This window comes from Leptospira levettii, from assembly GCF_002812085.1.
GTDB lineage: Bacteria > Spirochaetota > Leptospiria > Leptospirales > Leptospiraceae > Leptospira_A > Leptospira_A levettii.
In genome coordinates this window covers 402,745-418,212 of record NZ_NPDM01000001.1, presented here as the reverse complement: position 1 = coordinate 418,212, position 15,468 = coordinate 402,745, and the positions used below count along the sequence as shown (strand labels likewise).

The window sequence follows — 15,468 nt, the reverse complement described above, 5'->3', positions numbered from 1 at the left end:
ATTTTGGGGCATCCGAAAGTTCTTTCTTTTTTGCGTAAAACAAAGGTTTGGCGTAATTATAATGAATTTTTACCTTTATTCCAAGCCTTACCCATTTTTTTTAAAGAAGAAGACTGGAAATTTTGGTTATCCGAATGTAAAGTATGGGAACAAAACAAAGACCCTCGTTGGAAATTAATTTCCTATTATGATCCCTATTATCCAAAACTTCTAAAAGAAATTTATGATCCCCCACTTGTGATTGTGGGTATGGGTGACCTAACTCTTTTGCAGAAAGACCTTGTTGCCATTGTGGGCACTCGTAAATCTTCTCCCGTTTCGTTATCAGCAACAAAAGCACTTGTAAGTTCTTTTTCAGAAAAAGAAAACATTGCCATTGTCTCTGGAATGGCCCTCGGGATTGACAGACAGGCTTTTGTTTCTGCACTTGAATTTGGAATTCCTGTTATTGGAATCCTTGGCACCACACTGGGAATCGAATACCCACCAGGGAACCGTGATTTGTACAAACGAATTAAAAATGACCCCAAACAACTGTTAATTTCAGAATTTCTCCTACATACAGAACCCGCAAAGTGGACATTTCCGAAACGAAATCGTGTGATTTCTGGACTTTGCAAAAAGGTTTTCATCATGGAGTCAGGGAAAAAATCGGGCACTATTTCCACAGCGATGAGTGCCATGGAACAAAACAGGGAAATTTTTGTCTTTGATCACCCAAAACAATTTGATAACGAAGGGGGTAAAATGTTGTTACGACAAGGTGCAAGTACCTTGTGTAGGGAAAGTCAAATGATAAAAACGGAAACACTCGAACGAAACATTTATTCTTACGAAGAGTGGCAAAAACTAAAAAACACCTCCTTCCTTCAGAAAAAGGAAGAGGAGGTGTTGGATTTTCAATTTAACCTTTAAAGATAAACCCAGCGATTGTTGCGATTACATAGATCACTAGTAAAAATACACCAAACGGACGTTTGATTTTATCTTTTGAGAATACAATTCCCAAACGGAATAAAACGAGAACAATGAGCATCGACGGAAAATAAAAACTGAAAAAACTTACGGGTGCTTCGAGACCATTTTTTGTAACAGCAGCTGCTGCACCGGATACAAAGAGAACGTTTAAGATATCGGCGCCAATGATATTACCCACAGCAAGTTCAGAGTGTCCACGCCTTGAGGCTTGGATGGCAGTGACAAGTTCAGGCAAACTGGTTCCAAAGGCTACAAGAGTTGCCCCAATGATGGATTCAGGAATTGACAAACGAATCGCTGTTTCTTGTACAGAAGGGATGAGCACTTTCGAGGATAAAATCACAAGTGTGATCGCTACCACGAGTTTTAAAAAAACAATCCAAAAGGGAGACTCATCATATTCAGTTGTGTCATCGAGACCTGCTTCGAGTTCCCCTGGTTTGGACCTTGACCAACGAATGCTTAGGTAAACATAAACACCGAGCAAAATTAAAAAGACAATCCCTGTTCCTTGGTCAATTCGTCCACCAGTTGTGAAAATGGATGTCAGGTTTGACCATGGTAAGGCCGCAAACACAAGTAAAAATCCACTGAGAACTTGGATCCAACCTTGGCGGTTGACAAGGCGCTTGTCGATGTCAGGTGGGGAGATGAGAATCGCAATCCCGAGGATGAGTCCTGTATCGCAGATAATTGATCCCACCGCATTTCCCAGAGCAATGCCTGGATTCCCTTCGAGAGCTGCGAGTACAGAAACAGATACTTCGGGAAGAGTGGTTCCTAAGCTGACAATCGTTGCACCAATGATCATCTTCGGTACTCCCCATCTTGTGGAGAGGGAAACGGCTTCATCAACCAAAACATCAGCAGCTTTTCCAAGGACAAGGATAGAGCCAATGATGACAAGGATAAGGAATGGTAAGGGAAGGGTTTGAAAAGTTGCAGTCAGAAATGCATCCATGGATAAAGGTCAGAATATGGACTACTTACTTCGACTGCGACTCTTTCTTTGGCTCGGAACCCTCGGTTTTTTTTCACCGACCTTCGGAGAACCACGAATGCCAAAAGAACCTAGTCTGCCTTCTATACCAAATGAAGAAACGAAAGAACCAAGAAATGCCCGTGGTGAAAAAGATTCTGGTGAACCAAAGGTTTTAAACCTAACCCTTTGTGATGGGCGAACGGTTCGAGGAGAATCAACTAGCGGTAGTCAGTCGATTTTTTTCGAACATACAAAAGATGGGATTTTATACAAAAAGAAATTAACAATAGCAGAACTTGATTCGATTAAAATTGATTCTTGGGAACTCAAATCAAAACGCGAAGAAAAAAAAGGAACCACTTACGAAGTCCTGCCCAAAAAGATCCGCATCCGAACCAAAAATGGAGAAACCTTTTATAAAGAAACAGGAGTTTCGGATTTAAAACTTTTGAACATCGAAATCAAAAACAATAATGGAGAAACAACTCTCTTTACTTATTGGGTCGATTTAAAATTCCCTGATGGCAAATGGTATTCAGGTCTCCCGTCTGCAAAAGGGGACCAGTCCACTAGGGAAGATTGTTTGAAAGATGTTGTACGAATGATTGAATGGGAATAACCCATCAAAAAAAACAATCATATCATTTTGAATGAAATATTCTGAATCGAAGGTACAACGTTCAAAGATAAATCTTTCGTGCAGCATACACTGCACGAGAGATTTTTTAAGAGATTTTGTTTCTTTGGTTTTATCGACTTAAGACTCAATCACACAGTCAACGAAGTATGTCAAAATTCCTGATTCTGATTTTTCTTCTACAAGACCATGGATGTCCGTTTCGAACCCAGGGAATTTTGTGTTAAACTCTCGAGCAAACTGTAAGTAACGAATGATCGTAGAGTTAAATTTTTCTCCTGGGATGAGGAGTGGAATCCCTGGTGGATATGGAGTGAGTAACACGGAAGTGATCCTTCCTTCCAATTCATCGATGGGAACTCGTTCGATGTCGCGGTGTGCCATTTTCGCAAACGCTTCTGATGGTTTCATCGCTGGGATCATCGGACTCAAATACATCTCTGTTGTTAGGTGAGAGATGTTATTGGCTCTGTAGACTTCGTGCATGGATTGGCAAAGGTCACGTAAACCAATACGATCGTATTTGGGATGTGCTGCTGTAAACTTTGGCATCACTCTCCACAAAGGTTGATTGGAATCATAATCATCTTTGAACTGTTGTAATTCAGTGACCATTGTATTCCAACGGCCTTTTGTAATACCGATAGTAAACATGATGAAAAAACTATAAAGCCCTGTTTTTTCTACGATGATCCCGTGTTCAGCGAGGTACTTGGTAAGAATGAGAGCAGGGATTCCCCAATCAGCAAATTCACCTTCCACACTCATACCAGGTGTGATGACAGTTGCTTTGATCGGATCGAGCATATTAAATCCTTCAGCAATGTCGCCAAACCCATGCCAACGATCATTTGCTTTGAGGATCCATTCATCTCGTTCGCCTGCACCTTCTTCGGCAAGGGCTTCTGGACCCCAAACACTAAACCACCAGTCTTCTTCTAGTTCCAAATCCACTTTGCGCATCGCACGTCTGAAGTCTAACGCCTCTTCGATGGATTCTTCCACAAGGGCATTTCCACCAGGTGATTCCATCATCGCCGCGGCAACATCACAAGAGGCAATGATGGCATATTGTGGACTTGTACTTGTATGCATCAAAAATGCTTCATTGAATAAGTTTCGATCTAAGGTTTCCTTTTCACTATTTTGGACAAGGATCTGGCTTGCTTGTGAGAGTCCCGCGAGAAGTTTGTGAGTGGACTGTGTTGCAAAGATCATACTTTCTTTTGGACGTGGTCTGTCAGATCCTATCGCATGCATACCTGTATAAAATCGATGGAACGCAGCATGAGGTAACCAAGCTTCATCAAAATGAAGAGTAGAAATTTTTCCATCTAACTCGGACTTGATGTCTTCCACATTATACAAAATTCCATCGTAAGTACTTTGAGTAATGGTTAGAATTCTTGGATTCCCTTTGACATGTTTAGCAAACGGGTGTTCGGCGATCTTCTTTTTGATGTTTTCCCATGTGAATTCAGATTTGGGAATAGGGCCGATGATTCCAAAATGGTTTCGTGTAGGCATCAGGAAAACAGGAATGGCTCCCGTCATGGTGATCGCATGTAAGATACTTTTGTGGCAGTTACGGTCAACAATCACAACGTCTCCAGGTGCCACAGTACTATGCCAAACGATTTTGTTTGAAGTGGATGTTCCGTTTGTCACAAAGTACAAACTATCACATTGGAAAATCCGTGCAGCATTCCTTTCACTGGCGGAAATGGGACCAGTGTGATCCAAAAGTTGTCCGAGTTCATCTACCGCATTACATACGTCAGCTCGTAACATGTTCTCACCAAAAAACTGATGGAACATTTGACCTACTGGACTTTTTAAAAACGCAACACCACCAGAGTGACCAGGGCAGTGCCAACTATAACTTCCATCATGTGCATATTGAGTGAGTGCTCGGAAAAAAGGAGGAGGAAGGCTATCTAAATACGATTTTACTTCTCTGTGGATGGCGCGTGCCATAAACTCCGGTGTGTCTTCAAACATATGGATGAAACCATGGAGTTCTTTTAATATGCTATTGGGAATGTGGCGACTTGTTCTCGTTTCGCCATATAAAAAAAGAGGGATGTCTGCGTTTCTATGACGCACTTGGGTCACAAAGTCTTTGAGTTGGCGTAGTGCATCTGGCACTTCCCCTTCTGTTTCAGGCGTGAACTCTTCATCATCAATGGAGAGAATGAATCCACAAGCCCGGCTTTGTTGTTGTACAAAACTCGTGAGGTCTCCATAACTGGTCACACCCAAAACTTCGATTCCTTCGCCTTCTAAGGCCTTTGCAATAGCTCGAATGCCAAGACCACTGGCATTTTCGGAACGAAAATCTTCATCAATGATGATGATAGGAAATTGTACGATACCGTTTTGATACATCAACTCCATAGGAGGTATGTCCCACAGAGAATCAAATGATTTTAGGTTCTAAACTCGTTTTTTCGGAAGGTATTTGTAATACTCCATCTCAACTGTATTGATGAGATAGGTGTAGTATTTGACTAATTTTTTATCGAACTTCTTTTTGTTCATCTCTTCGCGGTAAAAATCTGCCAATTGGCTTCGGAAAAGCGCAGATTTCATATCATTTCGGTTGATGAGAATTGTGTTTGGAAGGTCTCTCACCGCCACTTCATCGGGAATTAGGATCGTGGAAACGGATTGTAATACTGCATATTCAACAGTGGAAGCAACTTTATCCTCATCTTTTTCTTTGGCGAGAGTCATATTGTTCCGTTTGATATTGTCCAAATTTTCGTAGATGCGGGATCGTAACGATTTTGGATCTAACACTTTGTCAGTGATTTTATTAAATCGTTTTGGAAAAACAAAATTGTCGGCAGCTTTGTAAATGTGAGAAAGTTTTTCTTCTTTTTTGCTCGTCTCCTGTTCTTCTTCATAACTTGTTGAGGAACCGGAAGAATAACTTGGTTTACCCCAGTCACCCACACCTGAAAACTTCCCTGAATTTTTAATGTCTTCTCGGATTTCTTCTGTCGTTTTTTCTCTAAAATAAATCGCTGCTAAAAATCCAAGAACCACAGAAAAAGGAACACCAAAAAAGATTGGCATTGCTGAACGTAAGTAATACGCTCCTGTGATAAAAATCATCGTACTCACAACGAAGGTTAAAATCCCTGGGATTACATTAAAACGTGATCGGATTTCATTGGACCTTTCTTTTTCCAATTCTTCCACTTCCATATTTTTGACATCTGCATTGAGTTTTGCAATTAACTCGGGTTTGAGTTTGCTATTGAGTCCTGGATGTTTGGGATTAGAAAGTTTATGATTGATGATTTTAGCATAACCCAATTGTTTTTTGTATTCCGGGTTAGTTCTCCCTTCAAACGCAAGTTTGTGGATGACTGCTGCCATATACCCATGGTCAACAACATAATAAACCGAACGACCATCCGGAGTTTTTTCTTCGTAGTAGGAATGTTCGGAAAATACATCGTCTTTTAATCGTTTGATGTATTCGGACACTTTAGCTGGATCCGTGATCCCAGCATTTGCTACTTCTTCTTCGAAGTTGATACGAAGTAGTGTATTATGATTTTTTGTATGTTCCGGAATTTTACTGATGACTGCATTTTTGACAGTTCCATATATACTATCATCTTTTCTGGTTAAAACAGATCCTTTTTCTTCAGCGAGACGTTTTAAGATTTTAATGCTGAGATCGATCGTTTCTTTGATGGAAAGTGCACGGTTGTTTTTTTCTGCAGGTACAGGAAAGTTTTCGATGATTGATAAAAACTTTTTCACTTCTTCTTCCGGGTTCATCTTTGCTTCTAAAGAAGAAAATTTTGGAACAGAAATGTATTCATTAAATTGTGCTAAAAACGATTCGTATTTTGCATCTTTTGCCAGTTTTGTAAGTTGTTCTTTAGCAAAATGTTCCAATCCATTTAAGTGTGCTAGGATTTGGTTTACTACTTCTGGTAATCGTTTGAAACTTCCATCTGGTAAAATATTCAGTTCATCGATGACAATATGATAATCCGTTAAGATAGGAAGTGCCAAGTTTTGTTCTCTTGCAAAGAGTGTGAAGTCTTGTAAAAAATCTGGCATCGGGATATAGGGTAAGTTTCCAAATCCTTTGCGAACCAGTGAGGATATCTCTGCTTCGAGAGAACCTAACTTTGGATAAAGCCAAGTATTCCCATCTTTGTTTTTTTGTAAAAGAAGAGAACCAGGATTCTCTTCGTCCCAATTCCTTCCTTTTTTAGCTCGGTTTTCTAATAGTACTTTGATGAGTTCTTGTGAAAATCGAAAACAAGCTTGTCTGTAAGGTTGGGTGTCCGTCTTGTTTTCGTTTTGTGGTGCAATGAGGGCAATTTTGGAAGAGATTTTACTTCCCGTACGAATGAGATATGGGTATGCATAAGCAGCCCTGTTTTGGCCACGGTGGTCGATATCTAAAATTTGGCGGAGTGCATGGTGGATGGCGTTTTCCGATCTTCCTTGTGCTCCTAGGTTTGTATATTTCCCAAGAGCCTCTGGAAGTTTGTCCACTGTCATGAGGTAAGATGCGTGTTTTTCTTTACTCCCATGTTTTTCTACACGTTTGTGCCAGTCTTTCAATTCATCTAGGATACAACGTGCTGTGGGTGTTAGGCTACCAACAGAATCAGACAAAAATATATAAGATTGAGCAGAAGGTCTCTCAGAAGAACTTTCCTCTTTGGATGAGGGATTCTCTAAGACTGTGTCTGATAAATCGATACTATCTTCACTCATTTGGATTTCGCCTGGTGAGAGGCCACAATTTCTGCAAGGATTTGGGCTCCCCTGGCTAATTCTTCTTCCTTACGGCAATATGTCAAACGTATGCATTCTTTCGTATGCGAAAAATCAGTGTTTAATCCTGGAAAGAAATAATGTCCTGAAACAATGAAGAGCCGTTTATCTTTACAAAGGTGATACAATTCATGATTGGAAATGGAGAGTGATGGAAATCGAATCCAGAGGAAAAAACCTCCCATTGGATCATGGATTTCATACGCAACTCCCATTTTTTCAAATGCCTCTGTGAACAGATTGAGTGCGAGTTTTGCTTTTGCTTCATAAAACGGACGTAAGATGTTTTCTGATAACTTGGGTAATACATTTTCTTGGAAAAGGATCTGCATCATATACACTCCCAAATTTCCAACAGCAAGGTTTGACACAGCAGCGAAGGAGGAGAGGGTATTAATCGTCTCTTCATCTGAAACAACAATTCCAAACCTGACCCCAGGTAATCCGATTTTGGAAAAACTTAGGGATAAAGTTCGTCCTTCTTTGTATTGGATAGGTGATTCCTTGCCGATTAAATTTGGAAATGGATTTCCATACGCAAGGTCAATGAGAATGGGAATGTTATGTTTTGTGGTACTTTTTTCCATCCATTCCAAGTGTTCCAGAGGTAACACATTTCCTGTAGGATTGGTTGGCCTTGAAATTGCCAATACACCGACACCCGTTAGATCAAAAGTGGATTGGTTTAACTCATAACGGAAACGGTTTTTCCCAGTGGAAACTACATTTGGTGGTTTTGCCAAAAACACATTCTCGGCAATGGACTGGTCCGCATAACCAATGTATTCTGGAACCACTGGTAATAGTATTTTTTTAAAACTCCCATCTGCCATAGGACCTGAATGGAGGTTTAGAAGGAAGGAATAGGCATTTTGGCTACCGTTAAAAAATGCAATGTTCTCTTTTTTCAATTTCGATTGGAGGAGTGGTGACAAATACTCTGCAGCCAATTCACGAAAGGAGTCATTTCCAATGGGTGCTTGGTAATCACCGAGAAGGGAACGAAGGATGGGGTCTTTTGCCAATTTACCAAATGTTTCTTCGAAAATCGCCTCGGCTTCTGGGATAGGAGCGGGGTTACCTCCACCCAGGAGGATTTCATTTGGGTCACCAGTGGCCTGGCCTAAGTCTTCCATCAGGGATCGGATCCCTTGGTTCTTTCGCAATCGATCGGCCCATAAAGAGTAAATTTGGTCCATGGTTTCGGTCATATTTTGGGAACTTTGTCTACTCAGAACCAATTTTCCTATGATTTTCTAAAATTATGTTCGCATTTCGAAAAATGAAGTGACATAATTCGTAAATCGAGTATTTAAGTGACATAATAAAGAGGAGTGCTGTTGGATGAGCACCGAAACAATACAAAGACCGATTCGAAAAGAAAAAAACATCGAATTCTTCAAACCTACCCTTTCGAGAGAAGATCTGAAAGGTGTTTTAGAATGTCTCGTGGAAGAACATCTTTCCACAGGTGAAATTGTAGAACGATTTGAAAAAACATTTTGCCATACGTTCAAAATCAAATACGCCATTTCCTCAAATTCCTTAACTTCTGCTTATCATCTCGCTTTACTTGCATTAGGTGTAAAAGCGGGTGATTCAGTTTTGTTATCGAGTTATTCACCAATCTCTGCTTTGGATGCGATTTTTTTAATCCAAGCAAAACCAGTGATTGTGGATTTAAAACGAAATTCTTTTCACCCATGCCCTGAAGAATTTTTACGTAAAAAAAATGAATCGGGTGCAAAGTTTGCTTTGTTTGATCACAGTTTTGGTTCCCTCATACGAATCACTGATTATTCCATCGAAGGCTTGGAAGTGATTGAAGACTTTACCGAAGCAATTGGTGCCACTTCCGAAACCATCACAGTTGGAAAACAAACTAAAATCGCTATCTGTGGACTCAGTGCTGAGAACATCATCACAACAGGTAATGGTGCCATGATCATCACTGCTGAAAGTCAATTGGCGAATGTTGTGAAATCTTATAAGTCTGGAACATCCGCAAAACGTAACTTTGGTGAACCAAAATATGATTATAATTTGGTGGATTACCAAGCAGCTCTTGGAATTGAACAGTTGTCAAAACTTGGTGTGATTTTAGAACGTAAGAAAAAAATTGCATCTGCGTATTTGCAAGCAGTTCAAAACTCAAGGCTCGAAACTTTTTTCCAAAATCCAAATGAAGATACATTCCAAAGGTTTCCGATTGTTGTTTCTGGACAAAATTATGAAGAAATCCAAAGATACTTCAAATCAATTCATATTGGAACTCAAAGGACAGTAGAAGAACCACTTCATCGTGTTTTGGAAGAAAACCACTTAGAATACCCAAATGCAGAAAGGTTATTCCAAAGAGGTCATTGTATCCCGATTTATCCTAACTTAACAAAAGATAATGTACAGAGGATTGCGACTGCCATCCGACGTATCTATTGATTGGTGCCAAAGTTATACTACTTAGACTCATTATTTGAGTATAAACTCCATTCACCTCCACTCAATTTAGATTCCTCGCTTAAGAGGAGGAATCGTTGTTTGGAGAAATTGTTTTTCCCCATCACAAACGAAGAGGATTATGTCCTTGTTGAAGAACTTCCCTCTGATGAATTGTATTCGCATTGGAAGGAAAAAGGTTTCACTCCAGGCATCCCATCGTTAGTTGGCTCTTTGTTACAAGAGGTAACACTTGTTGAATGGGGTAGGCGTCATGTTTGGGAAGATGGAGAACTTGTAGTCGATCCGATTCAATTGGAAATGGTTAGGTATCTCAATTCTAAAGTGACTCAACTTGACTTTCGCAAAAACCACTCGCCACTTCCTGCCAAATTGATATCATCCGAAGAACATCTGTTTGCTGATTTGGAAGAGGCAAAATTACCTGTGGTTTTAAAGAGTGAGTTTGGACTTGCAGGCCGAAATCATATCATCTTCAAAACACCTTCTGATTCATGGAAACTTTCCCAAATAAACAAACGATTGTTTGGTTTTCCGATTGTATGTGAAGATTGGGTGGGAGAGTCACGTTTTTTTGATTTTTCTACACTTTGGGATGTGAAAGAGAGTGAGTTTTTTTATCTCACAGCAACAAACATGTGGATTGATCATGATGGTGGATTTAGAGGGATTCGTATTGGTGGCAGTCATAGTGGATATGAAGCCTTGTTCCTTCCAAAGGTATATGATCTTGTCAAAGACTTAAAAAATCTTATCCCTAGTGAATATGCAGGGCCTTGTGCAATTGATGGTTTTTTGTATAGAGACTCTAGTAATACCGTTGTGCAACCTGTCTCAGAGTTTAATTTTCGTTATTCGATAGGTCGCATTTTATGGGAAGTTCGCAAAAAAAGAAATGTGAAATCCGAAACAATCAGTGGACTACTAGTGTTACCATATCCAAAACAAGGAAAACTTAAGGAATGGGAATTGCTAAAGAAATTAGAAACTGATTTAAATTGTGATTTGGTTCTACTCACACCAGTTCGGGATTTAACCGGGAAAGCCTACCAAAATGCTGTATTGTATTTTGAAACCACAGCAGATAAAGAATCTACTGTGGTTGAATCCATTTGGTCTACATGGACTGAAGGAAGTTTTAGCGAGACTATTTAAACTTCATCCCTGTTGAGGACAAATTCATGTTTACCATTGATTTCAATCACTGGGTCAGTTGCATTTCCTCTACGTTTGATTTCCAAAATATCTGTATTTGTTAGAGGTAAAGTTGCTTCTAAACTAACAATGACTTTGTCCCCTTTTTCGGTCCAAGTACATAACATCTTTGCAGTTTCATATCCCATTTCACAAGTTCCGTCATTATGAAGTTGGATCCTTGCAATGTTGGATTTAGTTTTCCATTTTCCAATTGCCCAAGTATTTTTCGGTGGAACTAATGCAGAGCCAGCTTGTTCCGAATCAAACATCACTTCTGCAATGGCTGTGTTTTCTGCGTTGGTTCCCTTGTATACTTCTTGGATTGTTAAGGAAATTTCTTTGGCTCGGATTTCGTTTTTGAATTCTACCACTTGTCTTGAAAGTGAATCTTTTAGGGTAACCACTTCTTCAATTCCACTTTCCGTCGTAACTTTTAATTTTTTGATTCTATTGTTGGCTGCCCATAGTTTGGGATCACCAAACCCATTGTAAATGGAAAGTGATCTAAAATTGATTGGAGTTTTGTATTTGAATTGGAGAGATTCGCCTAATCCTTCTCCCTCCGCTCCTTCTACCCAGCTAGTTTTTAGTTTTCCATCCATGGCAAATACCGGGATGTACTTTTTGGTTTTGGGTTGGAGTTGGCTTGTGGATGTGATAACAGGTGGATTTAATGATTCGGAAAATAGTGGGAGACAAATGCTCAGGATGAGTAATGTGGATTTGAAATTACGGAGATTCATAAAGCAAAATCATAAGTATTGGATAGAATGGGCAAGTAGGAAATATTATTTATGGAAATTGAAATTGAATATGTAACAGTTTATACCACTTTTCCCTCTAAAGTGGAAGCAAAAGAGACGGCAAAGATTCTCGTAACAGAAAAACTCGCAGCTTGTGCAAATCTAATTGATCAAATGGAATCGATTTATGTCTGGAATGAACAATTAGAGGAATCAACCGAAGTAGTTTGTTTATTGAAAACCACCATGGAAAAATCAATACCACTCATGCAGAGGATAAGAGATTTACATTCTTATGAAACACCCTGCATTGTTTGTTGGCCTATTCTGAAAGGGAATCCAGATTATTTGGACTGGATCCGAAATTCTTTGTAAAATTCCTTAATTTTATCAAACAAAAAATCGTATCCAAGGTCTTTTTTCCATTGGAGGTATGAATCTGGCATTGTGACTGAAGTAAACCATGGATAAGCAGGGGACTCTTTCGGTTCTACGAGCATTCCCATCAAACTAGCAATGGTTAAGTCAACCCTGCCAAATGATTTTCCATTAAAAAACTTTTTTGTTTTATAAACTTCGATCAGTTCTTTTGCACATTCATCTAAGGCAAGTTTTACGGCATCGATGTTTTTAGGAGTAATTTTATACCTTCGTTTTAGCGACAAGGCTATCAATTCAAAATGTTCGGGTGGTGGAACAGTATCTGAAAGTTGTGCTGGTTTGAGTAAAAAAAGTTTCCCAACAATTTCTGGATAATCTAAAATAAAATGGTATAAGAGAGTTTGAAGGCTTTTTCCGATTTTTGTATCGATTGATTCTTCCATTTGTTTTTCTTCTTCGGAAGATTTAGAACCGAAGGCTTTTTCTTCTATTAAATCTAAAATTTGTCCCGAACCTTGGACAATTTCAGAATCAGTTTCTAAAACGGGAACATACAAATCACTCACTATTGGTTTTAAGGTTTGGATATGTTGGCCAGGAATTAAAGGGTTTAACAAATAAGGATAGTTAGCTAAGTCGAGGCCCCATCTTGCTTTTTCGGAGAAGTGAGAGATTGGAAATGTATAAAGCTTTGCACTCATCTGTCGACTTTCATAAAAAATAATTCTTTATGCAACTATGTTTTTATCTCGGAAAATAGATTGTCGAAACTGTTCTTTTCTATAATTTGATTCCATCCTTATGAGATTCGGTTTATTTTCAATAGCGGTTTTGTTACCCTTAGGATTGTTATTTGCCAATGAACCACTTTCCTATTGTTCTATGAATCGTGTATGCGTAGAATTTGAACCGAATCGAAATGGTGTTGATGTTTTTTTCCAAAATAAGATTGCAACCAATGTTACGGAAACATCAATTTCTGTGAATGCTTTATACAAAAACATGAAAAGTTCGGTCCCTTTGCCACTTGTCACAATTTTGAAAGGGAAAAAGAGAATTAAATTATTCCATTTAAAAACGATTCATCGGCGAAAAAAGTTTTCATATAAAATACATTATAAGTGGATATTGGGAAATTACCATGTAGCACATAATTCGAGTTATATTTATGAACTTCCCTTTGACTCGAAACTAAAGGTTAGGGTTTTCCAAGCATATCATGGGAAAAAAAGCCATTCGGGAGATAATCGGTATTCTATTGATTTTGGACTCAAAGAAGATGATATGATTTTGGCAGCAAGACCTGGAATTGTAATTGATACCGAAGAAAAAAATAGTGAAGGTGGATTTGATCCAAAATACAAACAATCTGCAAATTTTGTAAAGATTCTTCACGATGATGGAACAATAGCAGAATATGCTCATTTACGATATATGGGTGTGGTAGTAAAACGTGGACAAAATGTAGATACAGGAACCTTCCTTGGTTATGCGGGGAGTACAGGTTATAGTGAGGGTCCACATCTACATTTTGAAGTATACCAACCAACAAAAACATTGAGAAAAAAAACAATTCCTACAAAATTTAGAACCCAGATATCGGAAGGAGAAATCCTTTCGGAGGGAGATCTTGTTTGGCGACGAGAATCCGGATTCCCTCTTGAAAAGAAGTTAGTTGACCCCGAAGGGATTTATTTATGTGAAAATTCTGAGGTAAACGAAGTTAGTCTTTGTAACCAAAACGTATTTTCGAAACTGAAACCGATACTAATAACACTTCCAATTTTAAGACCCGATCTTTATACATTTCAATTGTATTTGCGTAAAAAAGATAGTAACATACTTTACGAATATACTTGGGATTCTAAAAAAGAAGATTGGTGGACTTCTTTTATGATTCCCATCCAAGATTTCCAGGAACCTTTGGATGGTGAATGGAACCTCACTGTATCAGTGAACCATATTACCCAAAAGAAAATTGAATTCCAAGTAACGAGTTTAAAGTGAAAAATTTTATATTATTCTTCTGTTTGATCACCTTACCGATCTTTGCTGTGCCAGAAATTGTTGGTGAGGAATCTTGTATTGTTGAGAATACATGTACAATCCTTGTTCCTATCGAAAATGGATACGAACTGTATTTAAAAAATAAAGATCCGAACCTTGCCGCTATAAAGTCAGTAACAATCAATATATCTCTCAAAAATATGAGTTCAGATCAAGTGTTCCCTAAATTTTTTGTCCTTCGAGGTGGAGATCCAGTTTTTGTGACAAACCTAAGGATTGAAGATGTGACAAAATCATTCTTTTATTCCTATTCTATCACCGTAAATATGGGAGATTGGGATGCTAAACATGATGATGCGTATTCTTATTCCTTACCATTCCCAAGTGGGATTCGTGCCAGAATTGGACAAGGATACAACGGAGGATTCACTCATTCGGGATATTTAAAGTATTCGTTAGATTTTTCTTTGCCTATTGGCACTCCAATTCATGCAGCAAGAAAAGGAATTGTTGTCTCTCTTGTGAAAAAGTATTCAGAAGGAGGAGTTAGAAGAGATTTATTATCTAAAGCAAATTATGTAATGATCCAACATGAGGATGGGACAATCGGTAACTATGCTCATTTAAAGAAGGACGGAGTGATTGTAAATGTTGGAGACCAAGTGGAAGAAGGACAATTAATTGGTTACTCGGGTAACACAGGTTATTCGCAAGGTCCCCATTTACATTTTGAAGTGCATAAACCAACTAAAGATTCTCAAATTACAACACTTCCCACATATTTTCGAACCCAATATAACGATCACGAGATGTTATCTCCTTTTTATCTATATTGGAAACCTAGACAAGGGATTGACCCACCAAAAACGGATCTATTCGAAGAAGATATTTTGTTATGTAAGTCCAATGGAAAGGAATTGTTAACTCAATGTAATGATACAAATTTCCGGTTGGGTGACCGTTATGCATTACAATTGGAATTTTTAAAACCAACTCGAAATCAAATAGAATTTTTACTGACAATCGAAAGTGATAAAGTCGAACCATATTATTTGAAATGGTTCTCACAAAATGAAGGAGGGGTTGAATTTCGTTATTTCGAAATCCCAAAACACCCTAATTTTATTGGAAAATGGAAGATGGTTGTGAAAGTGAATGGTGTCGAAAAAAAAGTATTTTTCTTTCAAGTAAGTGCATAATCGTTTGACAAGTAAATGTATGTATAGTAGTATGGCTTTGGGCTTTCCAAGACCTTTTGGTCGTACTGTGGG

Annotated in this window: 13 protein-coding genes; 7 read left to right on the top strand and 6 right to left on the bottom strand. The window is 38.6% G+C overall.

The genetic code is table 11. The features are described from left to right. Nucleotides 1–30: 30 nt before the first annotated feature. Nucleotides 31–915 carry a DNA-processing protein DprA gene (dprA, locus tag CH354_RS01860; protein WP_243395922.1) on the top strand — a complete coding sequence of 295 codons (885 nt, stop codon included), beginning with the start codon at nt 31–33 and terminating at the stop codon, nt 913–915. Here the strand turns inward: dprA and CH354_RS01855 are convergent. Beyond that, complete coding sequence (locus CH354_RS01855; RefSeq protein ID WP_100715616.1) at nt 905–1,939, bottom strand: calcium/sodium antiporter; 1,035 nt, start codon at nt 1,937–1,939, stop codon at nt 905–907. The genes dprA and CH354_RS01855 overlap by 11 nt on opposite strands. Here CH354_RS01855 and CH354_RS01850 point away from each other — a divergent pair. Then, the gene (locus tag CH354_RS01850) at nt 1,938–2,579 is read left to right on the top strand and encodes a hypothetical protein (protein ID WP_100715615.1); all 642 of its coding nucleotides are present in this window, start codon (nt 1,938–1,940) and stop codon (nt 2,577–2,579) included. The genes CH354_RS01855 and CH354_RS01850 overlap by 2 nt on opposite strands. Before the next feature lie 138 nt (nt 2,580–2,717). Here the strand turns inward: CH354_RS01850 and CH354_RS01845 are convergent, their stop codons facing one another. From CH354_RS01845 to CH354_RS01835, 3 genes are read right to left on the bottom strand one after another with little or no spacing between them, the layout of a single operon-like run. After that, nucleotides 2,718–4,985, bottom strand: a complete 2,268-nt coding sequence (locus CH354_RS01845) for an arginine/lysine/ornithine decarboxylase (protein ID WP_100715807.1) — start codon at nt 4,983–4,985, stop codon at nt 2,718–2,720. Nucleotides 4,986–5,033: 48 nt separating this feature from the next. Then, nucleotides 5,034–7,352, bottom strand: coding sequence for a hypothetical protein (locus CH354_RS01840; RefSeq protein ID WP_100726201.1), 2,319 nt, complete (start codon nt 7,350–7,352; stop codon nt 5,034–5,036). After that, on the bottom strand, nt 7,349–8,623 hold the full coding sequence (locus tag CH354_RS01835) for a valine--pyruvate transaminase (RefSeq protein WP_100726202.1): 1,275 nt from the start codon (nt 8,621–8,623) through the stop codon (nt 7,349–7,351). The genes CH354_RS01840 and CH354_RS01835 overlap by 4 nt, the downstream gene beginning before the upstream one ends. 133 nt (nt 8,624–8,756) lie before the next feature. On the opposite strand from CH354_RS01835, the gene CH354_RS01830 reads away from it, so the two are divergent. Next, nucleotides 8,757–9,851, top strand: a complete 1,095-nt coding sequence (locus tag CH354_RS01830) for a DegT/DnrJ/EryC1/StrS family aminotransferase (RefSeq protein ID WP_100715612.1) — start codon at nt 8,757–8,759, stop codon at nt 9,849–9,851. A gap of 99 nt (nt 9,852–9,950) precedes the next feature. Next, nucleotides 9,951–11,024 carry a hypothetical protein gene (locus CH354_RS01825; RefSeq protein ID WP_165780318.1) on the top strand — a complete coding sequence of 358 codons (1,074 nt, stop codon included), beginning with the start codon at nt 9,951–9,953 and terminating at the stop codon, nt 11,022–11,024. Here CH354_RS01825 and CH354_RS01820 read toward each other — a convergent pair. Further along, the gene (locus CH354_RS01820) at nt 11,021–11,809 is read right to left on the bottom strand and encodes an NADase-type glycan-binding domain-containing protein (RefSeq protein ID WP_100715611.1); all 789 of its coding nucleotides are present in this window, start codon (nt 11,807–11,809) and stop codon (nt 11,021–11,023) included. The genes CH354_RS01825 and CH354_RS01820 overlap by 4 nt on opposite strands. Nucleotides 11,810–11,860: 51 nt before the next feature. Here CH354_RS01820 and cutA point away from each other — a divergent pair, with 51 nt between their 5' ends. Then, nucleotides 11,861–12,184 carry a divalent-cation tolerance protein CutA gene (cutA, locus tag CH354_RS01815; RefSeq protein WP_100726203.1) on the top strand — a complete coding sequence of 108 codons (324 nt, stop codon included), beginning with the start codon at nt 11,861–11,863 and terminating at the stop codon, nt 12,182–12,184. Here cutA and CH354_RS01810 read toward each other — a convergent pair. Continuing rightward, entirely contained in the window at nt 12,154–12,891 is a 738-nt protein-coding gene (locus tag CH354_RS01810) for a glutathione S-transferase N-terminal domain-containing protein (protein WP_100726204.1), read from the bottom strand. The two genes, cutA and CH354_RS01810, sit on opposite strands and share 31 nt — an antisense overlap. 100 nt (nt 12,892–12,991) lie before the next feature. Between CH354_RS01810 and CH354_RS01805 the strand changes: the two genes are divergently transcribed. After that, nucleotides 12,992–14,197: a M23 family metallopeptidase gene (locus tag CH354_RS01805; protein ID WP_100726205.1), complete on the top strand. Its 1,206-nt coding sequence runs from the start codon at nt 12,992–12,994 to the stop codon at nt 14,195–14,197. Then, nucleotides 14,194–15,396: a M23 family metallopeptidase gene (locus CH354_RS01800; RefSeq protein WP_100766267.1), complete on the top strand. Its 1,203-nt coding sequence runs from the start codon at nt 14,194–14,196 to the stop codon at nt 15,394–15,396. The genes CH354_RS01805 and CH354_RS01800 overlap by 4 nt, the downstream gene beginning before the upstream one ends. The last annotated feature ends 72 nt before the right edge of the window (nt 15,397–15,468 follow it).

What these genes read in the sequence shown, in the direction of transcription:
- CH354_RS01850 (WP_100715615.1), top strand. Translation starts at nt 1,938, where the DNA reads ATGGATAAAGGTCAGAATATGGACTACTTACTTCGACTGCGACTCTTT.
- CH354_RS01855 (WP_100715616.1), bottom strand. Translation starts at nt 1,939, where the DNA reads ATGGATGCATTTCTGACTGCAACTTTTCAAACCCTTCCCTTACCATTC.
- CH354_RS01845 (WP_100715807.1), bottom strand. Translation starts at nt 4,985, where the DNA reads ATGTATCAAAACGGTATCGTACAATTTCCTATCATCATCATTGATGAA.
- CH354_RS01840 (WP_100726201.1), bottom strand. Translation starts at nt 7,352, where the DNA reads ATGAGTGAAGATAGTATCGATTTATCAGACACAGTCTTAGAGAATCCC.
- CH354_RS01835 (WP_100726202.1), bottom strand. Translation starts at nt 8,623, where the DNA reads ATGACCGAAACCATGGACCAAATTTACTCTTTATGGGCCGATCGATTG.
- CH354_RS01830 (WP_100715612.1), top strand. Translation starts at nt 8,757, where the DNA reads ATGAGCACCGAAACAATACAAAGACCGATTCGAAAAGAAAAAAACATC.
- CH354_RS01820 (WP_100715611.1), bottom strand. Translation starts at nt 11,809, where the DNA reads ATGAATCTCCGTAATTTCAAATCCACATTACTCATCCTGAGCATTTGT.
- cutA (WP_100726203.1), top strand. Translation starts at nt 11,861, where the DNA reads ATGGAAATTGAAATTGAATATGTAACAGTTTATACCACTTTTCCCTCT.
- CH354_RS01810 (WP_100726204.1), bottom strand. Translation starts at nt 12,891, where the DNA reads ATGAGTGCAAAGCTTTATACATTTCCAATCTCTCACTTCTCCGAAAAA.
- CH354_RS01805 (WP_100726205.1), top strand. Translation starts at nt 12,992, where the DNA reads ATGAGATTCGGTTTATTTTCAATAGCGGTTTTGTTACCCTTAGGATTG.